The following is a 20,429-nucleotide window of genomic DNA, read 5'->3' as shown; positions in this document are numbered from 1 at the left end:
CGGGTCCGTTGGCGGACGAGGGGGATCAGCAGGGCGGCGGGGCCGCAGGACGCCCGGCGGACGGGCCTCAGGGCAGCGGACCGGGCCTGAAAAAAGTCCGTAATGATAGCACAAACAGGGGGTCGGCAGGCGCTTTGCGCGCGTTGCGAATCCGTTCGCAGCCGGCTATAGCCTATAGCCGCCTGCCCCAGCAGAAGGAAACCCGCCGGTGATGGCCCGCACGGAACAGGCCCAAACTCTGCTGCGCCCCGACTCAGAGCAGAGGCTCAGAGCAGCGGCGACAGGTCCAGCTCCAGGTCCGGCAGCATGACGGGGCGGATCAGCGCGGGCGGCGTCAGCGTGAAGCCGGCGGCGTAGCTGCCCTGCTCCGGCTGCGGGTCGCGGTGGATGGTCACCGCGCCGCTGCCGATGTCGATGAGCCAGACCTCGGGGATGGCGAAGCGGGCGTAGAGGGGGAGCTTGCGGTCGCGGTCGTGGGCGAGGCTGGTGTCGGCGACTTCCACCAATAGCAGCACGTCGTCCGGGCGCGGATGCGCCTGCCGGTAGAAGTCTTGCCGCCAACGCAGCAGTGCGAGATCAGGCTGCGGGGCGCTGAGGTCGTCCAAATGGATGGGGTTCTGCGGCCAAACGATAGCGCAACCGTGCGTTGCTTCGACGAGGATTTGGTTGACGCGGGCGGTTTCGCTCGCGTGCGACGGTCCAATGGGCGGCATATCGAACAGCTCTCCGTCGATCAGCTCGATCCGGGCCTCCGGCTCGAACACGCCGATCTCGCCCATACGGAAAAACTCCTGCACGGTGATCCGGTGTCGGGTGGGAGTCTGTTGGGCGGTGGCTTGCATGGTCCTGCTCGCTAGCGCGCATCCGCCGCCGGGTCGTAGGGGATCACGTGCTCCTGCTCGTTCGGGTCGTTGCGGGCGACGATGGCCCGGGCGGGCTCGGTGTCGCTCAGGTTGACCGGCTGGTGCGGCACGTTCGGGGGGATGAAGAGGAAGTCCCCGGCCTCGTTGATGACCGACTGCTTCAGGCCCGGTCCGTAGCGGGTCTCCACCCGGCCCTCCAGCAGGTAGACGGCGCTCTCATAGCCGGAATGGGTATGCGGCTCCGCTGCAGCACCCGGCGGGATCACGACCAGGTTCATGGACAAGCCCTCGGCCCCCGCCGTGTCGCCGGAGATGCCGACGAACTGGGGCAGGCGCTGTTTGGAGACGATCTCCTCCGGCGCCGAGACCACAACGATGGTTTGCTCGCCGGCGTTGGCTGGCGTTGCCGCGGCGGTGTCGGCGGCCTCCTGGTGGTCATGGGCCGGGGCCGTTCCGGCGCCGACGGCCAGCGGCAGGGCGAGCACGATGCTGAGCCGCACCGCACGATGACCGAATGATGGGAATGCGCGATGTTGCATGGTGGCTTACCTGGTCGGATGGCAGACCCTGTCGAGGGTCAGTCTAGGATTTTTGTCGCTGCTCGCCCGCGCCTCACCGCTGGGCGGCGGCAGGCAAGCCTCTGATTCAAGGTTGGAGCCGATCGCAATCCTCCAAGGCATCCGCCGGGTGGCGGATGGTAGGTCATGGTCAAGTGGCCCGAGCGCGCGGGTCCAACGGCGCCGTGGCAGTGACCCACAGGAAGCGCTCGCCGCCGACGATGTCGTGCGGGCGCATGTCCTCAATCCTGAGCCCGGCACCGACGAGCTGGTCCTCCAGCTCCGCCGGCGTCGCGATTGCGGCTCAGGCGCCGGCCATCAATGCGCGGATCTTGTCGGCATCCGGCTGGCGGACGACGCCGCGCTCGGTGACGATGCAGTCCACCAGTGCCGCGGGGGTGACGTCGAACACGGGATTGTGGGCCGCGACGCCGTCCGGGCCGATGCGCTTGCCGCCGCAGGCAAGCACCTCGTTGGGGTCGCGCTCTTCGATGGGGATGTCGGCCCCGCCGGCGACGCTCATGTCGATGGTGGAGGTGGGCGCGGCCACCATGAAGCCGACGCCGTGGTGGCGCGCCAGTACCGCCAGCGCATAGGTGCCGATCTTGTTGCAGACGTCGCCGTTGGCGGCGATGCGGTCCGAGCCGACGATGACCCAGCCGATCTCGCCGCGGGCCATCATGCTGGCGGCGACATTGTCCGACTGGACCGTCACCGGGATGCCGGCCTGCGCCAGCTCCCAGGCCGTCAGCCGCGAGCCCTGGAGCCAGGGGCGGGTCTCGTCGGCATAGACCATACGCACCTTGCCAGCGGCATGGGCGCTGCGCACCACGCCCAGCGCCGTGCCATAGCCGCCGGTGGCCAGCGCGCCGGCGTTGCAATGGGTGATGACGTCCGTCGGACCCTGAATCAGCTCCGCGCCGAAGTCGCCCATGGCGCGGTTGGCGGCGATGTCCTCGCGGTGGATGCGCTGCGCCTCCGCGAGCAGCGCCGGCTCGGGTGCCGCCGCATCCAGCGTCTCCATCAGCCGGCGCATGCGCTCCAGCGCCCAGAACAGGTTCACCGCCGTCGGCCGGCTGGCGGCCAGCAGCTCGATGTCGGCGCCGACGGCCTCGCGCCAGCCGGAGGGGTCCGCGGTGAAGCGCTCGCGCGCCGCCAGCACCACGCCATAGGCCGCCGTGATGCCGATAGCGGGCGCTCCGCGCACCACCATGTCCGTGATGGCCCGGGCGGTCTCGGCTGCGGAGCCGCAAGCGACGAAGCGGGTCTCCCCGGGCAGGTTGCGCTGGTCGAGCAGGAACAGTCTGTCGTCGTGCCAGACGATGGCGTTGTCCGGGTGGATCTCGGGGGCGGCGGGCGTTTGCATGGGCGTCGGAGGCTCTCGTCTGCGGCGGGCGCGGTCAGCGACCATCATGCCGGCATTCTTGACCTTAGGCGGCAAAGGCTCAAGGGGTTGGGAGCTTCGATTCTGCGACCGGCTCGCCGACGCTGCCCTCTGGCGGGACCATGGGGTCAGGCCGGCTGCGCCCGCCGGCAAGCCGACGCGGTGCACTCAAAACGCGCCGGAGAGCGCGCGGTGCCCCCGCCGCGCCGCGCCCACCTACTCGGCGTCGGGATCGAGATGCCCGCGCTGCTTCATCAGCCCCAGAATGCGCTCGGTCAGGATCAGCTCCATCGCGTACATCATTTTGCCGCCCGGAATCACCAGCGTGTTCAAGCCGCTGATGGACGAGTCATCGATGAGTCCTTTGAGACTCAGCTTGTAATCGACGGTGGGCTTGGGCTTTTGCAGATGGATCATCACCAGACTCTGGTCCGGCGTCGGGATGCTGCTCACCGCGAAGGGATTCGATGTGTCCGTCAGCGGGATGCGCTGGAAGTTGATATGTGTGCGGGAGAACTGCGGGAGGATGTAGTGCATGTAGTCGTACATGCGCCGCCAGATGGCGTCTTTCACGTCATCCTCTTTGTAGCCGCGCTCGCGCGTGTCGCGATGGATCTTCTGGACCCATTCCAGGTTCATGGTCGGGCAAACGCCGATGAGCAGGTCCACCCTGGCGGCCATGTCGATATCACCGTGGACAACGCCACCGTGCAGCCCCTCGTAGAACAGGAGGTCGGTATCCGGCGGGATGGGCTCCCAATCCGTGAAGGTTCCAGGCGGCCCCTCGTGACGCGCTGCCTCTTCCTCGTTGTGGATGTACTTGCGGCGCACGCCGGTGCCCGACTCGCCATAGCAGGTGAACAACTCCAGCTGCTTGTCGAACAGGTTGCCCTCCGGTCCGAAATGGCTCAGCGTCCGTCCCTCCTCCTTGGCCTTTTGCAGCTCCTCGGCCATAGCCTTGCGCTCGTAGCGATGGAAGCTGTCCCCTTCGATGAAGGCGGCGCGTGCGCCCACAAGATGGAAGATGTGCTCCAGCGCGTTCTTCACCGTGCTGGTGCCGGCGCCAGACGAGCCGGTGACAGCGATGATCGGGTGCTTTCTGGACATTGGTCTCCTCCGGGGGATGACAGCCGCGATACCGTGATCGCGAGCGCTGTGCCGGATGAGCCTCGTTACAGCTGGAGGCGCTGCGTCTACTTTTGCAATGCACACTATCACAAAGGTTAATGCAATTCGCAATTGCGACAGGCTCCGCGGCTGGAGCGCATGCGCGCCGGCGTGTGCTGCGTCGTGCGAAAGTGCCGCAGAGAACCGGCTTGCAAGCCCGCGCTCCCGGCGCGACGGGCAGCTGGGCAACCTGCTTTGCGTCCCCGACGCGGTTGCGCTAGAACGGCGGCTCGTCGCCGCGCGCGAGCGCCGGCCGTGACTTTGGCGGCGGCCCGCCGTTGCGCCGGCGCGGCGTCAGGCAGACGCCGCCACCATTCGCTTCTCCAACCCCGACGCACAGAAGCCATGCAAGCAGACCTCCTGATCCACGCCGACTGGGTCCTGCCCGTGGACGCCAGCGACAGCACTCTCGCGAGCCACAGCCTCGCCGTCGTCGACGGGCACATCGCCGCCCTGCTGCCGCGGGCGCAGGCCGAGGCGCAAATCGACGCCGCCAAGACCCTGGAGCTGCCGGGCCACGCGCTGATCCCGGGACTGGTCAACGCCCACACCCACTCGCCGATGTCCCTGCTGCGGGGGCTGGCCGACGACCTGCCGCTGATGACCTGGCTGCACGAGCACATCTGGCCCGCCGAGGGCCGCTGGGTGGACCAGGAGTTCGTCGCCGACGGCACCCGGCTGGCGCTGCTGGAGATGCTGCGCGGCGGCATCACCTGCTTCAACGACATGTACTTCCATGCGGAAGTGACGGCGCGTGTCTGTGCCGAGGCCGGCATGCGCGTGCTGGCGGGCATGATCGTCGTCGACTTCCCGACCCGCTACGCCGACAACGCCGACGAGTATCTGCGCCGGGGCCTGGAGCTGCACGAGCATTATCGCGATCATCCCTTGGTGCGCCCGGCCTTCGCTCCCCACAGCACCTACGCGGTCTCCGAGGCGCCCTTGACGCGCGTGCGCACCCTGGCAGACGAGCTGGAGGTGCAGGTGCACATCCATCTGCACGAGACCCGGGACGAGGTGCAGCAGGTGCTGCGCGCCCACGGCGAGCGGCCCATCGCCCGGCTGGACCGCCTCGGCCTGCTGGGTCCGCAGCTGGTGGCGGTGCACATGACCCAGCTGGAAGACGACGAGATCGCGCGGCTGGCGGACACCGGCACCCAGGTGGTGCATTGCCCGGAGTCCAACCTGAAGCTCGCGAGCGGCTTCTGCCCCGTGCAGGACCTGCTCGCGGCCGGCGTCAATGTCGCCCTCGGCACCGACGGCGCCGCCAGCAACAACGACCTCAACCTCTTCGGCGAGATGCGCACCGCGGCCCTGCTGGCCAAGGGTGTGGCGGGCTCCGCGAACGCCGTGCCGGCGGAGCAGGCGCTGCGCATGGCCACCTGGAACGGGGCCAAGGCGTTGGGACTGGAGGACACCGTCGGCTCGCTGGAGGTGGGCAAGGCGGCGGACATCGTCGCCGTGGATCTGGGGGACCCGCACACCCAGCCGCTCTATCACCCCTGCTCCCAGCTGGTCTACGCCGCCGGCAGCCACCAGGTGCGCCACGTCTGGATCCGCGGCCGCCAAGTGCTGCGCGACGGCGCGCCGCTGACGCTGGACCCGCCCGCGATCATCGAAGCGGCGCGGCAGTGGGGAGCACGAATCGCGCAGGAGTGAGTGCGCGGGCGCTTGCAGGGGCGGCTGACGATCAGTCGCCGCCGCCCTCCCCCAGCTTCGCCCGCAGCCGCGCGAGCTCGGCCTCGGCCGCCTCGGCGCGCCGGGCTTCTTCCGCGAGCCGGCGCTCAGTCGCTTCGACGTCGGCCCGGGCGGCGCCGGCTTTCGCTTTCTCTGCCTCGGCGTTCGCACGGGCGGCGTCGGCGTCGGCTTGAGCAAGCTCCGTGTGGGTCGGCAGCAGGTTGCCGTCGGCGTCCCACCAGCGCAGCCAGCGGGTCTCGACCCAGCGGAAGGTGCCGTCCCACCAGCCCAGTGTCAGGCCGAGCAGGGGGCTCGGGATGCGGCCGGGTCCGGCAGCCTCGATGGGCTGGTAGCGGCCGTCGACGAGGGTGAAGCCGGCGAAGTCCTCCGGCGCCCAGGGATCGAACCAGAAGTACTCGGCGACCCGCAGCTGGTCTTGATAGACCTGCTTCTTCTCGACCTTGTCCACGTGGCGGCTGGTCTTGGAGACCAGCTCGACGACCAGGTCCGGCGCCTTGCCCTCCTGCCAGACGACCCAGCTCTTGCGCTCGCGAGGCGAGACGCCTAGGGCGACGAAGACGTCGGGGCCTCGGAAGTCCTTGTTCTGCAGATGCTCGTCACTGAAATACAAGAACATGTTGCCGCCGACGAAGCAGTCGCCGCGCGCCTCGGCCCAGGGCAGCAGGGCGTCGATGAGCAGGTCCATCTGCAGGCGGTGGCGCCAAGTCTCCATGGGCTCTCCGTCGTCGCTCGGGAGGTCGTCCTCGGTGGGCAGCCGCACGACCTCCGGCGACACGGAGCCGTCCGCCCCCACGACCATGGCTTCGAGGTCGTCCTCCGTAGGCAGGCGCGGCGGGGCAGCAGCGGGGTCGTTCATGGCTCGCTCGGAGACGGGCGGTGGGCGATTTGCCCATTGCAGCAGCGGGTTAGGACAGGGTCAAGCAGGCGGTTGGCGGCCCGCCGGTGGACGCCTTCAGCTCACCGCCGGCGCCCGGCGGACATAGCTGCGATCGGCGAGCTGCTTGACCACGAAGTCCGCGACATCGGCGCGCGACACCCGCTTGGCCTTGATGGACTTGTCGAGTCCGGCGCGGTACTCGCCGCTCGCCGGCGCGTCGGTGAGCCCGCCGGGGCGAACGATGGTCCAGTCCGTGTCGCTCGCCATGATTAGGCGCTCCTGCTCCGCCTTGGCCTGCATGATGCGCTTCAGCGTCAGATTCATGATGATGCGGAAGGCGAAATTGACCTGATCAATGCTGTCGCCGACGCCCATGGAGCTGACGGCGATGAGCCGCTTGACGCCGTGCTTGTCCATGGCCGCCAGGATGCGCTCGGTGCCGGCGGCCTCCACCGGCTCGCTGCCCGGTGTCGTGCCCAGCACGCAGATGACCGCATCCGTGCCCTCGACGCAGCTGTCCGTCGCCGCCTGGTCCAGCACGTCCCCCTGGATCACGCTGAGGCCCTCGCGGGTCGACAGCTTGGCGGGGTCGCGGGCCAGCGCCTTGATACTATGCCCGGCCGCCAGGACCTGCTCCAGCACCTGTTGGCCGGTGCCGCCGGTGGCGCCAAAGAGTGCGATCTGCATGGCTCAGGCCCCGCTGCCGGCGGTGCCGGCGCGCTGAAAGACCATCATGTAGTTGATGCCCTTGTAGCCGCTGAAGGAGAAGTGGCGGTTGAGGGGGTTCACGCGCACGCCCGTCTCGTGGATGACCTGGAATTCGGGCCCCAGGCCCGCCGCCAGCTCTTTGGGCTTCACCAGCTTGCGATAGTGGTGCGTGCCCTTGGGCAGCCAGCCGAGAACGTATTCGGCACCGACGATGGCGCTGAGCCAGGCCACCGGCGTGCGGTTGATGGTGGCCACCACCATCACACCGCCCGGGCGCACCAGCTTGGCGCAGCTGGCCAGGAAGTCCGGCAGGTGCTCCACGTGCTCGACCACCTCCATGTTGAGCACGGCGTCGAAGCTGGCGCCGCTGGCGGCGAGGTCGTCGGCGGTGATGAGCTGATAGTCGATGTCGGCGCCGCTCCAGTTGGCGTGGATTTCCGCGACGCGCACGTTCTTCTCGGTGATCTCGGTGCCTGTGACCTTGGCGCCGAGCTGATGCACGGACTCGCTCAGGATGCCGCCGCCGCAGCCGATGTCCAGGATCTCCAGCCCCTCTAGCGGACGCTCGGCGTCGGGGTCGCAGCCGAAGGCGGCGCAGAGGCGATCGCGCACATAGTCGAGCCGAAAGGCGTTCAGCTTGTGCAGCGGCCAAAACGGACCCTGGTCGTCCCACCAGCGGTGGGCGAGCTTCTCGAAGTATTCGACCTCGCTCGGGTCGATGTCTGGAGCGGTGAGATGGACGGCGGTCATGGCGAATGCGGCAGTGTCAACAGCGGGCTTGTTGCGGATATCTGGCTAGGCCGCCGACATTGCAACCAAGGCGGGCCGGACGAGATCCGGTCCCGCGCTGGGTACCGACGCTGGGTACCAATGCTGGGCGCCAACAGCGAGCGCCTGGCTTGGTCAGAATCGGGGTTAAAATCGGGCGCATCGACCATCGGCCCCGAGATGACCATGCCCCTGCCCCTGCCACTCGCCGCCAGACTCGCGCTTATCCTGGGTGCGCTCTGGCTCGCCCAGACCGTCATCGTTATGGCAGCCGGCGCTGGGCAGGGGCTCGGGTCGCCGACTGGAGGCGCACCCGGAGGCGCACCCGGAGGCGCACCGGGGCGTATCGATGTCTTCAAGCCCGACGGCAGCCGGCAGTGCGAGCCCGACAGCGGCACGTCCATCGCGGCCATGCGCGAGCAGCTCACCGCCGCCGGCATCGAGGTGCACGCGGCGCGCACCACCACGGACGGCATGCACCATGCGCAGGTCTGCGGCGCGCCGACGGGCCGCATCCACGTCTTTACCATCGACGCGGCGGCTGCCGAAACCGCAGCGGACCTCGGCTTCCTGCCGGGTGCTGCCATCGGGCTGCCGCCGCCGGGCGCGGTCGACTCGCCAGCGCCCGGCGAAGGACCCTCCACCCCTTGAGGCGTCACCCGACGAGCGCGCCCCTGCCGCCCTGAATCCCGGCTCATCGCGGCAACCGCCATGCGCAGCCGAAGCGACCGACCAGCCGCTCAATAGCAGCGCCTCCATTGGCAATGACTCGGGGGTCGAGCGGCGCAGCGATCCGCTTGCGATGACGGCCCGATGACAGCCGGGCGTTGTCAGCAGCGCCAAACGGCATCACCATCAATGCAGTTCGAGCAGCGAGCGCCAAGAGCCATGTCCGTACTCTCCCGCCTGCAAAGCGTCGCGCGCTGGCTGCGGCCCGCGCTGTCCGTATTCAGCGCACTGGCGGCGCTCCTGTTGTTGGCGGCGGCCTATCTCGTGGTCTTCGGTGATCCGCAGCGCAGCGATGCGGTATTGCTGCCGGCCATCGTTGGCTTCCTCTGGTGTGTCTGTGCCGCCGTGTTCATCACCACCTTCGAATCCGTGCCGCCGCCTGCCACCGCAGACATGGCCGGTTGGCCGCGGCTGAAGCGGGGTCTCGCCCGCGGCTGGTATGGTTTGCTGGCACTCGCCTTTCTGGGGCTGACGGTGGCGGCACTGCTGCTCACCAACCGCCTGGTGGGCGAGGCGCTCGGCTGAGCGTATGTCCTGATGCCAGCCGCTGCGCACTTGCTCTGACAACCGCGTCCGCCGCCGAGCCGCGCGGCCGTCACACCCAGCCCCGGAGTCCAGTCGCTTGAACGAAGACGCCATCGCATCCGCCTACGAGCTGCTTCGCGGCTCGGTGATGACCTACGGCGGCGAGCCGGTGGGGACCGTCGCCGCCATTGCCGAGGGCAGCGCGGAAGCCGAGAACTATCACGACTGCTTCGTGCGGGACTTCATCCCCTCGGCGCTGGTCTTCTTGGCTGACGGCGAGGGGGACATCGTGCGCAACTTCCTGCGCACGGTGCTGCGGCTGCGCAGCCAGCACCAGCGCATCCACGGCCACGAGATCGAGCCCGCGGTGCTGCCCGCGAGCTTCCGCGTCGGCTTGGACGAGCAGGGCCAGGAGCGGATGCGGGCGGACTTCGGCGACCACGCCATCGGCCGGGTGGCGCCGGTGGACGCCATGATGTGGTGGGTGATCCTGCTCAACATCTACTGCCGCGCCACCGGCGACAAGGCCCTGGCGCTGGAGCCGGAGGTCCAGCGCGCGCTGCGCGGCATTCTGGAGCTGACGCTGCGCGAGGGCTTCGAGGTCTTCCCGACCCTGCTGGTGCCGGACGGCTCTTTCATGATCGACCGGCGCATGGGCGTCTACGGCCATCCGCTGGAGATCCAATCGCTCTTTTACGGCATGCTGGTGAGCGCGGTGGAGCTGCTGCGGGACACGCCGGAGTCCCACGACATCATCGCGCTCGCCGACAAGCGCGCCAATATGCTGCGCAACTACATCCAGCTGTTCTACTGGCTGGACCTGGAGCGCCTGAACGAGATCCACCGCTACCGCACCGAGGAGTTCGGCACCGGCAGCGTCAACATGCTGAACATCTACCCGGAGTCCATTCCGGAGTGGATCGTCGACTGGCTGCCGGCGCGGGCGGGCTTTCTGGTGGGCAACCTGGGCCCCGGGCGCATGGATTTTCGCTTCTTCGCCCTCGGCAACCTGCTGGCGGTGATCTTCGGCATCACCAGCCAGCGCGAGGCCCAGGGCATCATGCGCCTGTATCAGGACCGCTGGGAGGACTTGGTCGGCAACATGCCCGCCAAGCTGGTCTACCCGGCGGTGGTGGGCAAGGAGTGGATGTTCATGACCGGCAGCGACCCGAAGAACGTGCCCTGGTCCTATCACAACGGCGGCAATTGGCCAGTGCTCATCTGGGCCTTCGTCGCCGCCGCCATGAAGACCGGCCGCGGGGACTTGGCGCAGCTGGCGCTGGACGTCGCCGACCATGGCCTACCGCAGGCGAATTTTCCCGAGTACTACGACGGCCGCGCCGGCAATCTCATCGGCCGCCGTGCGCACCTGCGTCAGGTCTGGTCCGCCGCCGGCTACATCCTGGGCCACAAGATTGTCGAGGACGACAAGCTGCTGGATATGTTCTGCGCCGTAGACCAGCGCGAGCTGGCGGACTGAGGGTGCAAGGGAACACCTCCCGAGTGCAGCGTTTCAGGCAACTTTGCACTCGGGATCGGGATCGGGATCGGGCATCCGAGCGCGATCACCCTCCCCCAAGGACCAGAGACTTCGATTTGATTCATCTGCTCCGCCCCTGCCGAGCAGGGAGCCTGCGAAATTGGCTCAAATCAAGTGCTAGGATCGCGCCGTCAGGTCTTGCAGCAGATCTCGAGCCGCCGCATCCCGGCGCAGCCGCACGAAGCGCGCCACCTGCTCCCCCATCGGCGTGCGCTTCAGGGACAGCGCGCGCTCGGCGGCGCGGGCAGCGGCGGCTGGGCGGCCGTGGGCTAGCTCGGACAGGGCCTCGCTCAGCGCCTGCTCGGCCGCCTGCTCCGCGGCTTGCAACAGCTTGAGCTCCATTCCACACCGGCGGCACTCGGGGCTGCCGTCGGTGCGGGCACGGCAGTTGGGGCAGCGCTCCACCGACTCAGGACTCCAGATAGTAGACCAGGTCCGAAAGCTCGGCCACGGCCGGCTCCAGCGCGGCCATATCGTTGGCGGCAAGGGCGTCTTGGACGGTCTCCACCAGATTCACCAGGTCTTCCTTGTCCTCGGCGTTGGCGTCGGCCATCAGGCGCTCGGCCTTTTCCACCAGGGCGCGGGCCTGGACGGCCTCGCGCCGCTCCCCGGCTTCGCTCGATGCGCCAGTGCCATCCTCGCTGACGCGCTCGGCCTCGCCCTCGATGAGTGCGGACAGGCGCTCGCGGGCGGCGTCCAGCTCGTGGGCCTCGAAGCGGGCAGTGGCGTTGTCGATGGTGATGGCCTTCTCCAAGCCGGTGCGCTTCTCGCGGGCGGTCACCTCTAGGATGCCGTCGATGTCCAGCGAAAAGGTCATGACGATCAGGTTGCCCGCAGGCACATCGCTCAGGCCTTCGACGCGGAAGGCGCCGATCTCGGTGTTGCTCAGCGCATCCGGGTCCTCGCCCTGGTAGACCCGCACGTCGATGCTCGCCTGACCGTCCTGGAGGGTCCGAAAGGCCTCGCTCTTGGTCGTCGGCACGGGCGTGTGCTTGCGGATCACCGGCACATAGGTGTATGGATAGAGCTCGCCGTCCAGCTCACCGAGGGCGCTGGTGCCGAAGGTGTAGGGCGTCACATCCACGAGCACCGAGGCCACCTGCTCCCCGGCGATGACGGCGGCCTGGATGGCGGCGCCCGTGGACACACACAGGTCCGGGTCCACCTCGGCCCGGGGCTGCATGCCCAGAATCTCTTCTAGGCGGCGCTGGATCAGCGGCGTGCGCGTGGCGCCGCCCACCAGCAGCACCTCGTCGAGGTCCGAGACGGCGAGCCCCGCCCCTTTGAGGGCGATGTGCACGGCCTCCAGGGTCTCGTCGACGTAGCCCTCGATCATCGACTCGTAGTCGCCGCGGTCGATCTCCAGCGACAAGTTCACCGCGCGGCCGTCGTGCTCCAGCAGGTATTCCTCGTCGATGCGGGCGTAGGGCGCGTCGGTGAGGGCGATCTTGGCCGTCTCGCAGGCGCGCTGGATGCGCGCCAGTGCGCCGCGGTTCTCGCCAACCTCGACATCCTCCTTGTCCCGGAGGTAGTCCAGCACATGCTGCACCAGCCGGGCGTCGAAGTCGTCTCCGCCCAGCTGGTTGTTGCCATGGCTCGCCAGCACTTCGGTGACCTCACCGCTCATGCGGACCACGGAGACGTCGAAAGTGCCACCGCCGAGGTCGTACGCCAAAATGGTGCGCGCGCCCTCGTGGTCGGCCTCGTAGGCGAGCGCTGCGGCGGTGGGCTCGTTGATGATGCGCACCACTTCCAGGCCCGCCAGCTCGCCGGCGTCGCGGGTGGCCTGGCGCTGGGCGTCGGAGAAATAGGCGGGCACGGTGATGACGGCCTTCGCCACCGGCTGCGCCAGGGCCTCTTCCGCCGCACGCTTGAGGCGCTTCAAGATCAGCGCCGAGATCTCCTGCGGGCGGTAGGACTGCTCACCGAGGCTCAGGTGCACATCCTCGCCCATGCGCCGCTTCACGGAGCGGATGGTGCGCTCGGGGTAGAGGGTGTACTGATTGCGCGCGGCCTGGCCCACCAGCAGCGTACCGTCGTCCGCGAGCCCCACCACGGACGGCAGCAGCTTGCCGCCGTCCACCTCCAGCACTTGCGGGCGCCCGTCCTGAACTACGGCCACCTCCGAATTGGTGGTGCCGAGATCGATGCCGATGATGGGGTCGCTCACTGGTCTGACTCCGTGGTCTGATGCTTGGGCTTTGCCGATGGCTGGTCCGGTGCCTGGTCCAATGCCTGATCCGGTGCCTGATCCGGGATAGGCTCGGGGGCTCGGGGTGCGTCGGGGCGGTTGACGACCACCTCGGCGGCACGCAGGAGCTCGCCATGCAGCAGCCAGCCGGGGCGCAGCTCGGCGACCACCTCGCCGGTGGGTCGCGCCGGGTCGCGGGTCAGCTCGGCGGCGTGCATGCGCTGGGGATCGAAGTGGCGGCCGACGGCGGCCAGCGGCTGAGCGCCGCTGCGCGCCAGGATCTCATCCAGGCGGCGCAGGCTCATAGCCATGCCCTCGGCCAGCGCGGCAATGACCTGGGGCGCACGGCGCCGGCGCCCGAGCCAGCCGGGGCGAAAGCGCTCGGCCTGCGCATGCCCCGCCTGCATGCGATCGCGCAGCTCCAGCAGCGCCAGCAGCAGCGCGCGGCGCTCGCCCGCACGCGCTTCTTCGCAGCCGCGCGCTTGCTCGTCACCGAGCCGGGTCTGGGCCTCGCGCAGGGTGTCGAAGAGCCCGCGGAACTCCTCCAGCGCGGTCTTCACCTGGCGCGACTCCAGCTTGACCTCGTTCTTGAGCGCGGCCAGCTCCGTCAGCAGGCTGAAGAGATCCGGCGCGGATTCTGGCACCTGGTCGGCGGCCGGCTCGGTGGCCGTATCCGCGGCGGTCTCGGCAGCATCCAGATAAGCGCGAAACTGCGCCGTCAGCGCATCCTTGGTGGCCGTGTCCATCAGGACTCGCCTCGCAGCAAGGCCTCGATGAGCGCGCGCTCGGGACGGCCCGGGGCGCCAACGGGCGCCGCCTTGTCCAGAACGTCGGCGGGCGTCGGCGGCGTCGTGTCGAACAGCGCAAAGGCAGCCCGATCACGCACCGTACGCAGCTGCTCATAGGCCGTACGGATGGCGCTGAAGCGGGCCGCGTCGCGCTCCGGGGGGCAGTGCTTGACCGCCTCCAGATAAGCGCGCTCGACGGCGCTGTCATCGGCATCGGGGTCGAGCCCCAGGACCAAATAGGGATCACGCATCAGAACAGATCCAGCTGCTCGGGCATATCGTCGTCATCGTCGGCGTCATCGCGACGCCGGCCCCTGGGTCGGCCGCGCTGCGGCGGCTCGGGGTCGGGTGCGGGCCAATTCCCGAAGGGATCGAGATCGGCCCCTTGGTCCAGCAGGTCCACCAGCATGTCGTGCGCGGCGTCTTCGCCGAGCTGGCGCTCGATGTCCCGGACCTGGCGGATGACCTCGGGAGGCGCCCCCAGTATCTCCAGCACCTTCTTGATGCCGAGAATGCGCATTAAGTCGATGACGTGCTCGGGCACCGCCATGTCGTCGGCGGCGTTGCCCGCGCCCGGGAAGGGCATGGGGGGCAAGCTCGGGGGAGCGCCGCCGAAGCCGGGACCAGGCAGCACTTCTTGGATGCGCATCGCCGTGCGCGTGTCGCCGTTGTCATGGGCGCGCTCGAGTGCCTGCTCCAGGGTCCATAGATCCTTCATGGCGCGGAAATCGAAGCCGCGGGGATACTTGGCCTCGAATCGGTGCAGCTCGAAGATGGGCTCACCCGGCCAGCGCTTCAGCGCCGTCGTCGCCGCCTGCTGACGGGCCTTGTGGAGCCGGGAGCGCTTCAGCGTGTCGCAGGCGGTCTCCAGCTCCGTGCGCGACAGGGCGCTCCAAGGCGCCTTCGGCAGGGCCCCCTCGAGCATCTGTGCCGTCTCGGTGCTCGGTTCTTGGTCTTCGTCCAGCGCGGCGCGCAGCCTCGCCAGGGAGGCGACGAGGTCGTCGCGATCGCGCAGCGTCGGCTTCTTGAGCTGCAGCCGACGGTTCAGGGTGCCGAGCGACAGACCCAGCCCGTCGGCGGCCATGGCCAGCTCCAAGCGCATGGCAAGCCCTGCCCCCTGCTTGAGCTGTGCCTGGATCTGCTCGCGCAGGGTACGCGTGTCCGCCGCGTCCGCGTCGCTGACGGCCAACAGCGAGGTGGCAAGCGCGACGCGCTCACGCGTGTGCTCGTCTCCTGCCCAGCCATGGGCCGTCGCAAGCTCCTTGCGGGCGAGGTCCGTGCGCGCCTTGGCCACCTGCTTGCGGGCGTGCGCCAAATGGGCCTTGACCAAACGCCCGCGCACGGCGCTGTTGATGGGATCGATGGCAAGGATCTGCCTGGCCAGGGTAGCCGCCTTCTTGAAGGAGCCCGCGTCCAGCGCGATGTCCATCGCCGCCTCCAACAGCGCCATGTCCCGGGGCCAGCGCGACTGCGCCTGCTCCAGCAGCCGGCGGGCGTTCTTCAGCCAACGGCCGCGGCGATAGTAGCCGATCAGGCGCAGATAGGTGGCCCTGTCGTCCGGATCCCATGACAGGCTGGCCTCCAGCTGCTCGGCGGCGATGCTGTCGAAGTCGTCAGGGTCGCCGCTGGGCGTCACCTGCGGCGCCAGTATGTCGCCTTCGGCATCGCCCCGGCGCAGCAGCAGCGCGATGTGCAGCGCCAGCTCCGGGTCGGGCGCCTTGCTGGTGCGCCAGCGCTGCTCCAGCAGCTCTGCACAGCGGTGCCAAGAGTCCAAGGCATCCCAGGCATCGTCCCGCGGACTTATGGTCCAGGCCTCCAGCAGCGCCGACTCGAGCTCGTCGGGCTCCGGCCCGCCAACGTGGTACAGCCAGTGCTCCGGGTCGTCGCTGTCCGCATGCACGGCCAGACTCAGGGACTTGCGTCGCACCCAGTCGTCGCCGAGGACCTGGCGGTGACGTTGCAGCAGCCGGATCAGTGCCGTGGGGCTCGGATCGTTTTCCAGCCGCGCCAGCTCCTCCCACAGCGCAATGCGGGCCGGGGGCCAGCCCCGCAGCACACAGGCGACGCGCACCAGCGTCGGGCCGGCGTCGGCGGCGGCGTCGAGAAACGCCGTCTCCGGCATCAGGCTCAGGGTGGCGGCGCGCTTCATGGGCGCGAACGCCGAATCGTCGTCGACGCGCTGGAGGAGCGACTGCGCCTCGGCGGGGGCCTGCACATGCCGCAGCAGCGCCTTGAGAATCTGCACCCAGTCGCGGTAGGGCGAGCGGAAGGGAATGTCGGCCAGGGCCGCCTGCAGCGCGGCGTCGTCGCCCTCGCAATAGGCTGCCAGCGCCGCCGTTGCAGCTTGGGCATGGCGACGCACCGGCTCGTCCACCGGCAAGTGCTCCAAGAGTCCGACATCGCCGCCGAGCACACGCGCCGCGAGCTGGGCACGGATCGCCTCGCGCTGCGCCTTGGGCAGCTCGTCGGCGGTGCCGCCGGTCAGCAGGTCGACCACCGCCGCCGGCCGGCCCAAGCGTATCAACAGCGCTGCGTGCTCCGGCGCCATGGCGCGCTTCGGCCCCAGCGCGGCGCGGTTCTCCCAAATGGCCAGGGCCTCTTTCAGCATGCCCTTGGCGGTAAGCTCGCCGGCCCGACCGGCGTAGGCGTCGGCGAGCCCCTGGCGCCAGTCGGCGCGGTCCTCGCGTTTGACGAGATCCTTGTAGGCGGCGATGGCGTCACGCCAGTGCTCGGCGGCCAGCGCCTCGCGGGCGCGGCGCTCCAGCGCCGGCGTCGCTTGCTCGTGCTGCTGACCGCCGCCGCGCGGCTTGCGCCGCTTCTGCTTCTTCGACATGGATAGGATGTTGGCCGGTTGGTCTCGATGCGCGTCTGGGTGGGGACACACTTGCCGGGCCCTGGCGCATCAGGCACCAGGCTGCTCGGCGCGACCCCCGTCTGCACGACGACACCTTAATGCAAAACGCGCCAGCTCGCAGGTGGTCAAGAGATTGGCATCCTGCAGCCGCGCGGCGTACTGCGTGCGGGCAATTGCCCCGCTTCGCCCGTTGAGCCGACTTGCACGCCCCGGCCGCGGGCTGCGGCCATGGCGGCGCTGGCTTTGGGCGCCCTGCTCATGCCGCCATCGCCGCTCCCCTGAGGGCGGCAGATTCAGCATGACATAACCGCCTTCAGCAGCTGCCGATCGGCGATGAGGCGTGCCGCGTAGCCGCCAGCGGCGTCCAGCAGTGCATCGGTCTCCTCGGCCAGCACGCGGGCCATGGCCGCCTCGAACCGGGTCGAGCGGCGGTCGCCGCGGGCATGGGCCAGTGCCAGGGCCTCGCCGCAGGCGCCGGCATAGGCGGCGAGCCTTTTGCCGGGCTTCTTCTTCGCCAACGCGACGTCCTCGGGGTCGATGCCGACGCGGGCGTGGTGGCGCGAGCGCACCAGCCAGTGCTTGTCCTCCCAGACCGCCTCGTCCAGCACCATATCCGGGCTGCGCTGCATCAGGCGCTGGCAGTCCACGGTGAGGTGTGCCGGGTCGAGGCGGTTCTCCGGGCGCAGGTCCGGGAAGTGGTGCAAGGGGCTGGCCGGGCGTTGCTGCTTGACCTCCACCACGTGGCAGAGCGGCAGATCGGCGTCGCCGGCGAAGTGCTCCGGGCCCACCAGCAGGTAGAAGCGCTCCAGGTCCACCGAGCCGGTGCCGGCGCCGAGGCGCAGCACCAGGTCCAGCACGGCGTCGTCCACATAGGGCCGGAAGGCCGCGTGCACCTGCCGGGCGCGGGCGGGCTCCAGGGCCGCGAAGCGACCCGGGCGGTCGCGAAAGCGCGGGCGGCCGTCGCGGATCTCCACCTCCTTCGCGAGCGTGCTCTTGGCGGTGAAGTCGCGACCGCCGGCCCGGCGCCGCTTGGCCTTCTTCCAGGGCTTGCGCAGCACATGGCCCTTGGGGAATTTGGTCAACGCACTGTCGCGCCGGCTTGGGTCGTCGACGCCCTCTCGGCAGGTCCGGATATAGGCGTCGAGGAAGGCGCGGCCGGCCTCGCGGGCATCCTCGTCGGTGGCTGCCGTCAGGTCGGCAGGGTCGTCCACCTCGTCCGAGGCATAGCGGCCGTCCAGCACCCCGCGGCAGAAGTCGGCCGCCAGCACCAGGCTCGCGATGTAGCGGGCGAGGTCCCAGTGGGCGTGGCCCATGCAGGCGTCGTCGTAGTCGTTGGGGCAGAAGACCACGGTGTCGCCGTGGGAGCCCTCTTCGGTGAGGAAGCCGAAGTTGGACACATGGCAGTCGCCCATGACCGCGGTGGTCGGCACCCGCGCGAGCAGCGCCTGCGGCAGCTGCAAGGTGCCGTTGGCCAGGTCCGCGTAATAGAGCTGCGCGGAGCCGCGCAGGAAGCGCAGCGGACTCGCGGCCATCTTGCGATGCTTGGGCGAAGGCGCCCAGGCGCCGGGGTCGGCGCCGTCCACGCGCCGGAGCTCGGCGCGGATCAGGTTCTGGCGTGCTGTGCCGTCTGGATCGGTCATCGCGTCGGCTCGGTGTAGGAGGTATCGCTTGGAGGATCAGGCTGTGCGCTCGGCGGCCTGTTGCGGCGGCCAGCGTCAGCGAGGCTGGCGGCGCGGTCAGGGCGGCTTTGGAAACGCCACCTCGCCGCCGTCGGCGGTCAGCAGCCGGATGTCCACCGGCGTGCCGCTGGCATCCAGGCGCACCCGGCCCAGGGCGCTGCCGTTGTAGAGCCGCCGACGACGGTTGCCGTCCGGACGGCGGGCGCGCAGGCGCAGGCGCCGACGGCGGGTGAGCCAGTTGAGCGGAGAGCTGGTGCCGTAGAGCCAGAGGTTGAGCCGGTCGAACCAGCGCAGCAGGGCGTGCGGGAACTCGTTCTTGAGGCCGCTCGAGGTGATCTGCCAAATCAGCGGCGTGTGGGTGCGAAAGCGCAGTACCGCGTCGTAGACGAAGCTGTAGTGGACGTCGCCGGAGAGGATCACGAAATGCCGCGGCGTGCGCCGGTGACGAAAGATGTTGAGCATGACATTGGCGGAGCCCGGGTGGGCCATCCAGTTCTCGGCGTCCACCAGCAGCGCCAGGCCGAGCCAGGTGAACACCCGCTGGGCGTTCTCGATGAGCTTCACGCCCAGTACCGGCGCCGCGGAGATCATGACCACGGCCTCCTGGTGCATCAGCGTCTGCTGCAGCTCCGAGAGCTCCTCCCAGTCCATGAGTCCAGAGGGCTTGGCGAGGCTCGACTCGGACCACCAGCGGTGGGTGCGGGTGTCCAGCACCACCAGCTTCGGGGAGGTGGGCAGGCTGTAGTGCCAGTGCTCGAAGTCCAGCAGCCGGTCGATGAGCTGGTCATGGAGATGCGAGCCGTTGTCGGGCTCGGTGGCCAGCGGCGGCACCGGCGTCGGGTCGGCCGCGGGCGCCGGCTCGGTGCTCGCGGCGGGCCGCTCGCTACCTTCCGGCGGCAGACAGCGGCGGGCGGCCTCCAGCAGCTCGCCGCAGCGCGCCGGGTCGTTGCCCCAGCCCTGGAAGAGCCAATAGCCGATCAGCGCATTGCCGATGATGCGCCGGGAGAAGGGATGGCCGTAGGCGGCCTCCTCCCAGCCGCGGGTGAGATTCCAGTCGTCGGTGATGTCGTGATCGTCGAAGATCATGTAGACGGGCAGATGCGCGAGCGCCCGGCGCACCCGCGCGAGCCCGTCGCCGAAGCGCTCGATCACCGGACACTCGGCGGCGTAGCGGGCCGCGAGCTTTGCCGGCAGCGGCCGTGGCGGGCGATGGCGGTCCAGGTGGATCATCGGCCACAGCGCCGGCGACCACACCAGCAGGTACATGGCCGCTACCTCGGCCAGGGTGATCAGGTGGTTGTGCGCCGAGGCGGTGGTGAAGATGGGCTTTTTCGCACCGCCGAAGAAGATGTCCTGCAAGGCGCGGTTGGCGCTGCTGTGGGGCAGCAGCTCCTCGCGGCGGTAGTAGCCGGCGTCCGTGGCCATCAGCTCGGTGCTGTCGGCGACGGTGGCGCCGGCGAGCCGCTCCGGATAGAGCCCGAGGCGCTCGATGACCTGGTGGATGGCGGCGAGCATGGGGCCGGCGACGTCGTCGCAGTAGATTTGATCGCCGCTCATCACCAGCAGCGCGGGCCGGCTCATGGGATCAGCAGGCGCGGCGCCGATCAGGTCGTCGAGGCGCAGCAGGGCGTCGGGCCCGTCGAAGTGAGGCTTGCGGCAGGAGCCATGGACGAGGTCCGTCAGCTGCGAGCGAATCACCAGCGTCGGGCGGGCCTGGCCCGGGTAGCAGAGGTCGGGCAGCAGCTTGGTCAGCAATTCGCCGGGGCTGCCCGCGTCGCCGGCCGGGGTCACACGCAGGTCGTATTCCAGCAGCTCGTCGACCGGCAGCGGCTCGGCCGGCTGCAAGTCGATCAGCCGCACGAAGGCATGCTCGCCGAGGCGCACCTGCTCTGCCGTCGCAGAGGGAAAGTCCGCCGTCAGCAGCGGCGCCGCCTCACCGGCGCGGTAAAGGTAGAGGCGCAGGTCCAGCGGTGCGCTCAGCGCCAGCCAGAGCACGAGCCGGCTCGAGGTGACCCGGCGGGCGATGGGGCCGGCGATGATCGGGGGCAGGACGGCAGCGGGTGCGGTGGTTTGCAATAGTCCGAAGCAGGCTTTGCGGAGA

At 69.4% G+C, this 20,429-nt stretch carries 18 protein-coding genes; 4 read left to right on the top strand and 14 right to left on the bottom strand.

Annotation, left to right across the window (positions count from 1 at the left end; genetic code table 11):
- Window positions 1-266: 266 nt before the first annotated feature.
- The 4 genes from CKO31_RS08485 to CKO31_RS08470 form a co-directional block, all read right to left on the bottom strand.
- Entirely contained in the window at window positions 267-842 is a 576-nt protein-coding gene (locus CKO31_RS08485; protein ID WP_200235904.1) for a Uma2 family endonuclease, read from the bottom strand.
- Between the two features lie 11 nt (window positions 843-853).
- Window positions 854-1,402, bottom strand: a complete 549-nt coding sequence (locus tag CKO31_RS08480; protein ID WP_200235902.1) for a cupin domain-containing protein — start codon at window positions 1,400-1,402, stop codon at window positions 854-856.
- Between the two features lie 322 nt (window positions 1,403-1,724).
- Window positions 1,725-2,786: an S-methyl-5-thioribose-1-phosphate isomerase gene (gene mtnA / locus CKO31_RS08475; protein ID WP_200235900.1), complete on the bottom strand. Its 1,062-nt coding sequence runs from the start codon at window positions 2,784-2,786 to the stop codon at window positions 1,725-1,727.
- 234 nt (window positions 2,787-3,020) lie between these two features.
- Window positions 3,021-3,911, bottom strand: coding sequence for a phosphoribulokinase (locus CKO31_RS08470; protein WP_200235898.1), 891 nt, complete (start codon window positions 3,909-3,911; stop codon window positions 3,021-3,023).
- A 405-nt stretch (window positions 3,912-4,316) separates the two neighbouring features.
- Here CKO31_RS08470 and CKO31_RS08465 point away from each other — a divergent pair, with 405 nt between their 5' ends.
- Window positions 4,317-5,630, top strand: a complete 1,314-nt coding sequence (locus CKO31_RS08465; protein ID WP_200235897.1) for a TRZ/ATZ family hydrolase — start codon at window positions 4,317-4,319, stop codon at window positions 5,628-5,630.
- A 31-nt stretch (window positions 5,631-5,661) separates the two neighbouring features.
- Here the strand turns inward: CKO31_RS08465 and CKO31_RS08460 are convergent, their stop codons facing one another.
- The 3 genes from CKO31_RS08460 to ubiG all read right to left on the bottom strand — a co-directional run bounded on the left by CKO31_RS08460 (window position 5,662) and on the right by ubiG (window position 8,004).
- Window positions 5,662-6,525, bottom strand: coding sequence for a Uma2 family endonuclease (locus CKO31_RS08460; protein ID WP_200235895.1), 864 nt, complete (start codon window positions 6,523-6,525; stop codon window positions 5,662-5,664).
- Between the two features lie 96 nt (window positions 6,526-6,621).
- Window positions 6,622-7,233 (bottom strand): NAD(P)-dependent oxidoreductase, encoded by a 612-nt coding sequence (locus CKO31_RS08455; RefSeq protein WP_200235893.1) that lies wholly within the window; start codon window positions 7,231-7,233, stop codon window positions 6,622-6,624.
- Between the two features lie 3 nt (window positions 7,234-7,236).
- A complete protein-coding gene (ubiG, locus tag CKO31_RS08450) occupies window positions 7,237-8,004 on the bottom strand; it encodes a bifunctional 2-polyprenyl-6-hydroxyphenol methylase/3-demethylubiquinol 3-O-methyltransferase UbiG (protein ID WP_200235891.1) in 768 nt (255 codons plus the stop codon).
- Between the two features lie 204 nt (window positions 8,005-8,208).
- Between ubiG and CKO31_RS08445 the strand changes: the two genes are divergently transcribed.
- From CKO31_RS08445 to CKO31_RS08435, 3 genes are all read left to right on the top strand, one after another.
- Window positions 8,209-8,673 carry a hypothetical protein gene (locus CKO31_RS08445; RefSeq protein WP_200235889.1) on the top strand — a complete coding sequence of 155 codons (465 nt, stop codon included), beginning with the start codon at window positions 8,209-8,211 and terminating at the stop codon, window positions 8,671-8,673.
- 237 nt (window positions 8,674-8,910) lie between these two features.
- Complete coding sequence (locus CKO31_RS08440; RefSeq protein ID WP_200235887.1) at window positions 8,911-9,276, top strand: hypothetical protein; 366 nt, start codon at window positions 8,911-8,913, stop codon at window positions 9,274-9,276.
- Window positions 9,277-9,373: 97 nt separating this feature from the next.
- Window positions 9,374-10,756 (top strand): glycoside hydrolase 100 family protein, encoded by a 1,383-nt coding sequence (locus tag CKO31_RS08435; RefSeq protein WP_274607713.1) that lies wholly within the window; start codon window positions 9,374-9,376, stop codon window positions 10,754-10,756.
- Between the two features lie 177 nt (window positions 10,757-10,933).
- On the opposite strand, the gene CKO31_RS08430 is transcribed toward CKO31_RS08435, so the two are convergent.
- From CKO31_RS08430 to CKO31_RS08400, 7 genes are all read right to left on the bottom strand, one after another.
- Window positions 10,934-11,221 (bottom strand): hypothetical protein, encoded by a 288-nt coding sequence (locus tag CKO31_RS08430; protein WP_200235885.1) that lies wholly within the window; start codon window positions 11,219-11,221, stop codon window positions 10,934-10,936.
- A gap of 4 nt (window positions 11,222-11,225) precedes the next feature.
- Complete coding sequence (locus CKO31_RS08425) at window positions 11,226-12,986, bottom strand: Hsp70 family protein (protein ID WP_200235883.1); 1,761 nt, start codon at window positions 12,984-12,986, stop codon at window positions 11,226-11,228.
- Window positions 12,983-13,753, bottom strand: a complete 771-nt coding sequence (locus CKO31_RS08420) for a nucleotide exchange factor GrpE (protein ID WP_200235881.1) — start codon at window positions 13,751-13,753, stop codon at window positions 12,983-12,985. Before CKO31_RS08420 ends, CKO31_RS08425 begins: the two co-directional genes overlap by 4 nt.
- A complete protein-coding gene (locus tag CKO31_RS08415; RefSeq protein ID WP_200235879.1) occupies window positions 13,753-14,046 on the bottom strand; it encodes a J domain-containing protein in 294 nt (97 codons plus the stop codon). The genes CKO31_RS08420 and CKO31_RS08415 overlap by 1 nt, the downstream gene beginning before the upstream one ends.
- Complete coding sequence (locus CKO31_RS08410; RefSeq protein WP_200235878.1) at window positions 14,046-16,628, bottom strand: tetratricopeptide repeat protein; 2,583 nt, start codon at window positions 16,626-16,628, stop codon at window positions 14,046-14,048. Before CKO31_RS08410 ends, CKO31_RS08415 begins: the two co-directional genes overlap by 1 nt.
- Before the next feature lie 314 nt (window positions 16,629-16,942).
- Entirely contained in the window at window positions 16,943-18,289 is a 1,347-nt protein-coding gene (locus CKO31_RS08405; protein ID WP_200235875.1) for a DUF2252 family protein, read from the bottom strand.
- A gap of 96 nt (window positions 18,290-18,385) precedes the next feature.
- Window positions 18,386-20,404, bottom strand: a complete 2,019-nt coding sequence (locus tag CKO31_RS08400) for an alkaline phosphatase D family protein (RefSeq protein ID WP_200235873.1) — start codon at window positions 20,402-20,404, stop codon at window positions 18,386-18,388.
- Window positions 20,405-20,429 lie beyond the last annotated feature (25 nt).

The organism is Thiohalocapsa halophila (assembly GCF_016583825.1).
GTDB classification, from domain to species: domain Bacteria; phylum Pseudomonadota; class Gammaproteobacteria; order Chromatiales; family Chromatiaceae; genus Thiohalocapsa; species Thiohalocapsa halophila.
The sequence above is the reverse complement of the archived record's forward strand: the minus strand, read 5'-3'. Positions and strand labels throughout refer to the sequence as shown.

Bases quoted from the DNA above. Each gene is read 5' to 3' on its own strand.
- CKO31_RS08480 (WP_200235902.1), bottom strand. From the start codon at position 1,402: ATGCAACATCGCGCATTCCCATCATTCGGTCATCGTGCGGTGCGGCTC.
- CKO31_RS08455 (WP_200235893.1), bottom strand. From the start codon at position 7,233: ATGCAGATCGCACTCTTTGGCGCCACCGGCGGCACCGGCCAACAGGTG.
- CKO31_RS08420 (WP_200235881.1), bottom strand. From the start codon at position 13,753: ATGGACACGGCCACCAAGGATGCGCTGACGGCGCAGTTTCGCGCTTAT.
- CKO31_RS08485 (WP_200235904.1), bottom strand. From the start codon at position 842: ATGCAAGCCACCGCCCAACAGACTCCCACCCGACACCGGATCACCGTG.
- CKO31_RS08410 (WP_200235878.1), bottom strand. From the start codon at position 16,628: ATGTCGAAGAAGCAGAAGCGGCGCAAGCCGCGCGGCGGCGGTCAGCAG.
- CKO31_RS08465 (WP_200235897.1), top strand. From the start codon at position 4,317: ATGCAAGCAGACCTCCTGATCCACGCCGACTGGGTCCTGCCCGTGGAC.
- ubiG (WP_200235891.1), bottom strand. From the start codon at position 8,004: ATGACCGCCGTCCATCTCACCGCTCCAGACATCGACCCGAGCGAGGTC.
- CKO31_RS08460 (WP_200235895.1), bottom strand. From the start codon at position 6,525: ATGAACGACCCCGCTGCTGCCCCGCCGCGCCTGCCTACGGAGGACGAC.
- CKO31_RS08405 (WP_200235875.1), bottom strand. From the start codon at position 18,289: ATGACCGATCCAGACGGCACAGCACGCCAGAACCTGATCCGCGCCGAG.
- CKO31_RS08415 (WP_200235879.1), bottom strand. From the start codon at position 14,046: ATGCGTGATCCCTATTTGGTCCTGGGGCTCGACCCCGATGCCGATGAC.
- CKO31_RS08440 (WP_200235887.1), top strand. From the start codon at position 8,911: ATGTCCGTACTCTCCCGCCTGCAAAGCGTCGCGCGCTGGCTGCGGCCC.
- CKO31_RS08445 (WP_200235889.1), top strand. From the start codon at position 8,209: ATGCCCCTGCCCCTGCCACTCGCCGCCAGACTCGCGCTTATCCTGGGT.
- mtnA (WP_200235900.1), bottom strand. From the start codon at position 2,786: ATGCAAACGCCCGCCGCCCCCGAGATCCACCCGGACAACGCCATCGTC.
- CKO31_RS08470 (WP_200235898.1), bottom strand. From the start codon at position 3,911: ATGTCCAGAAAGCACCCGATCATCGCTGTCACCGGCTCGTCTGGCGCC.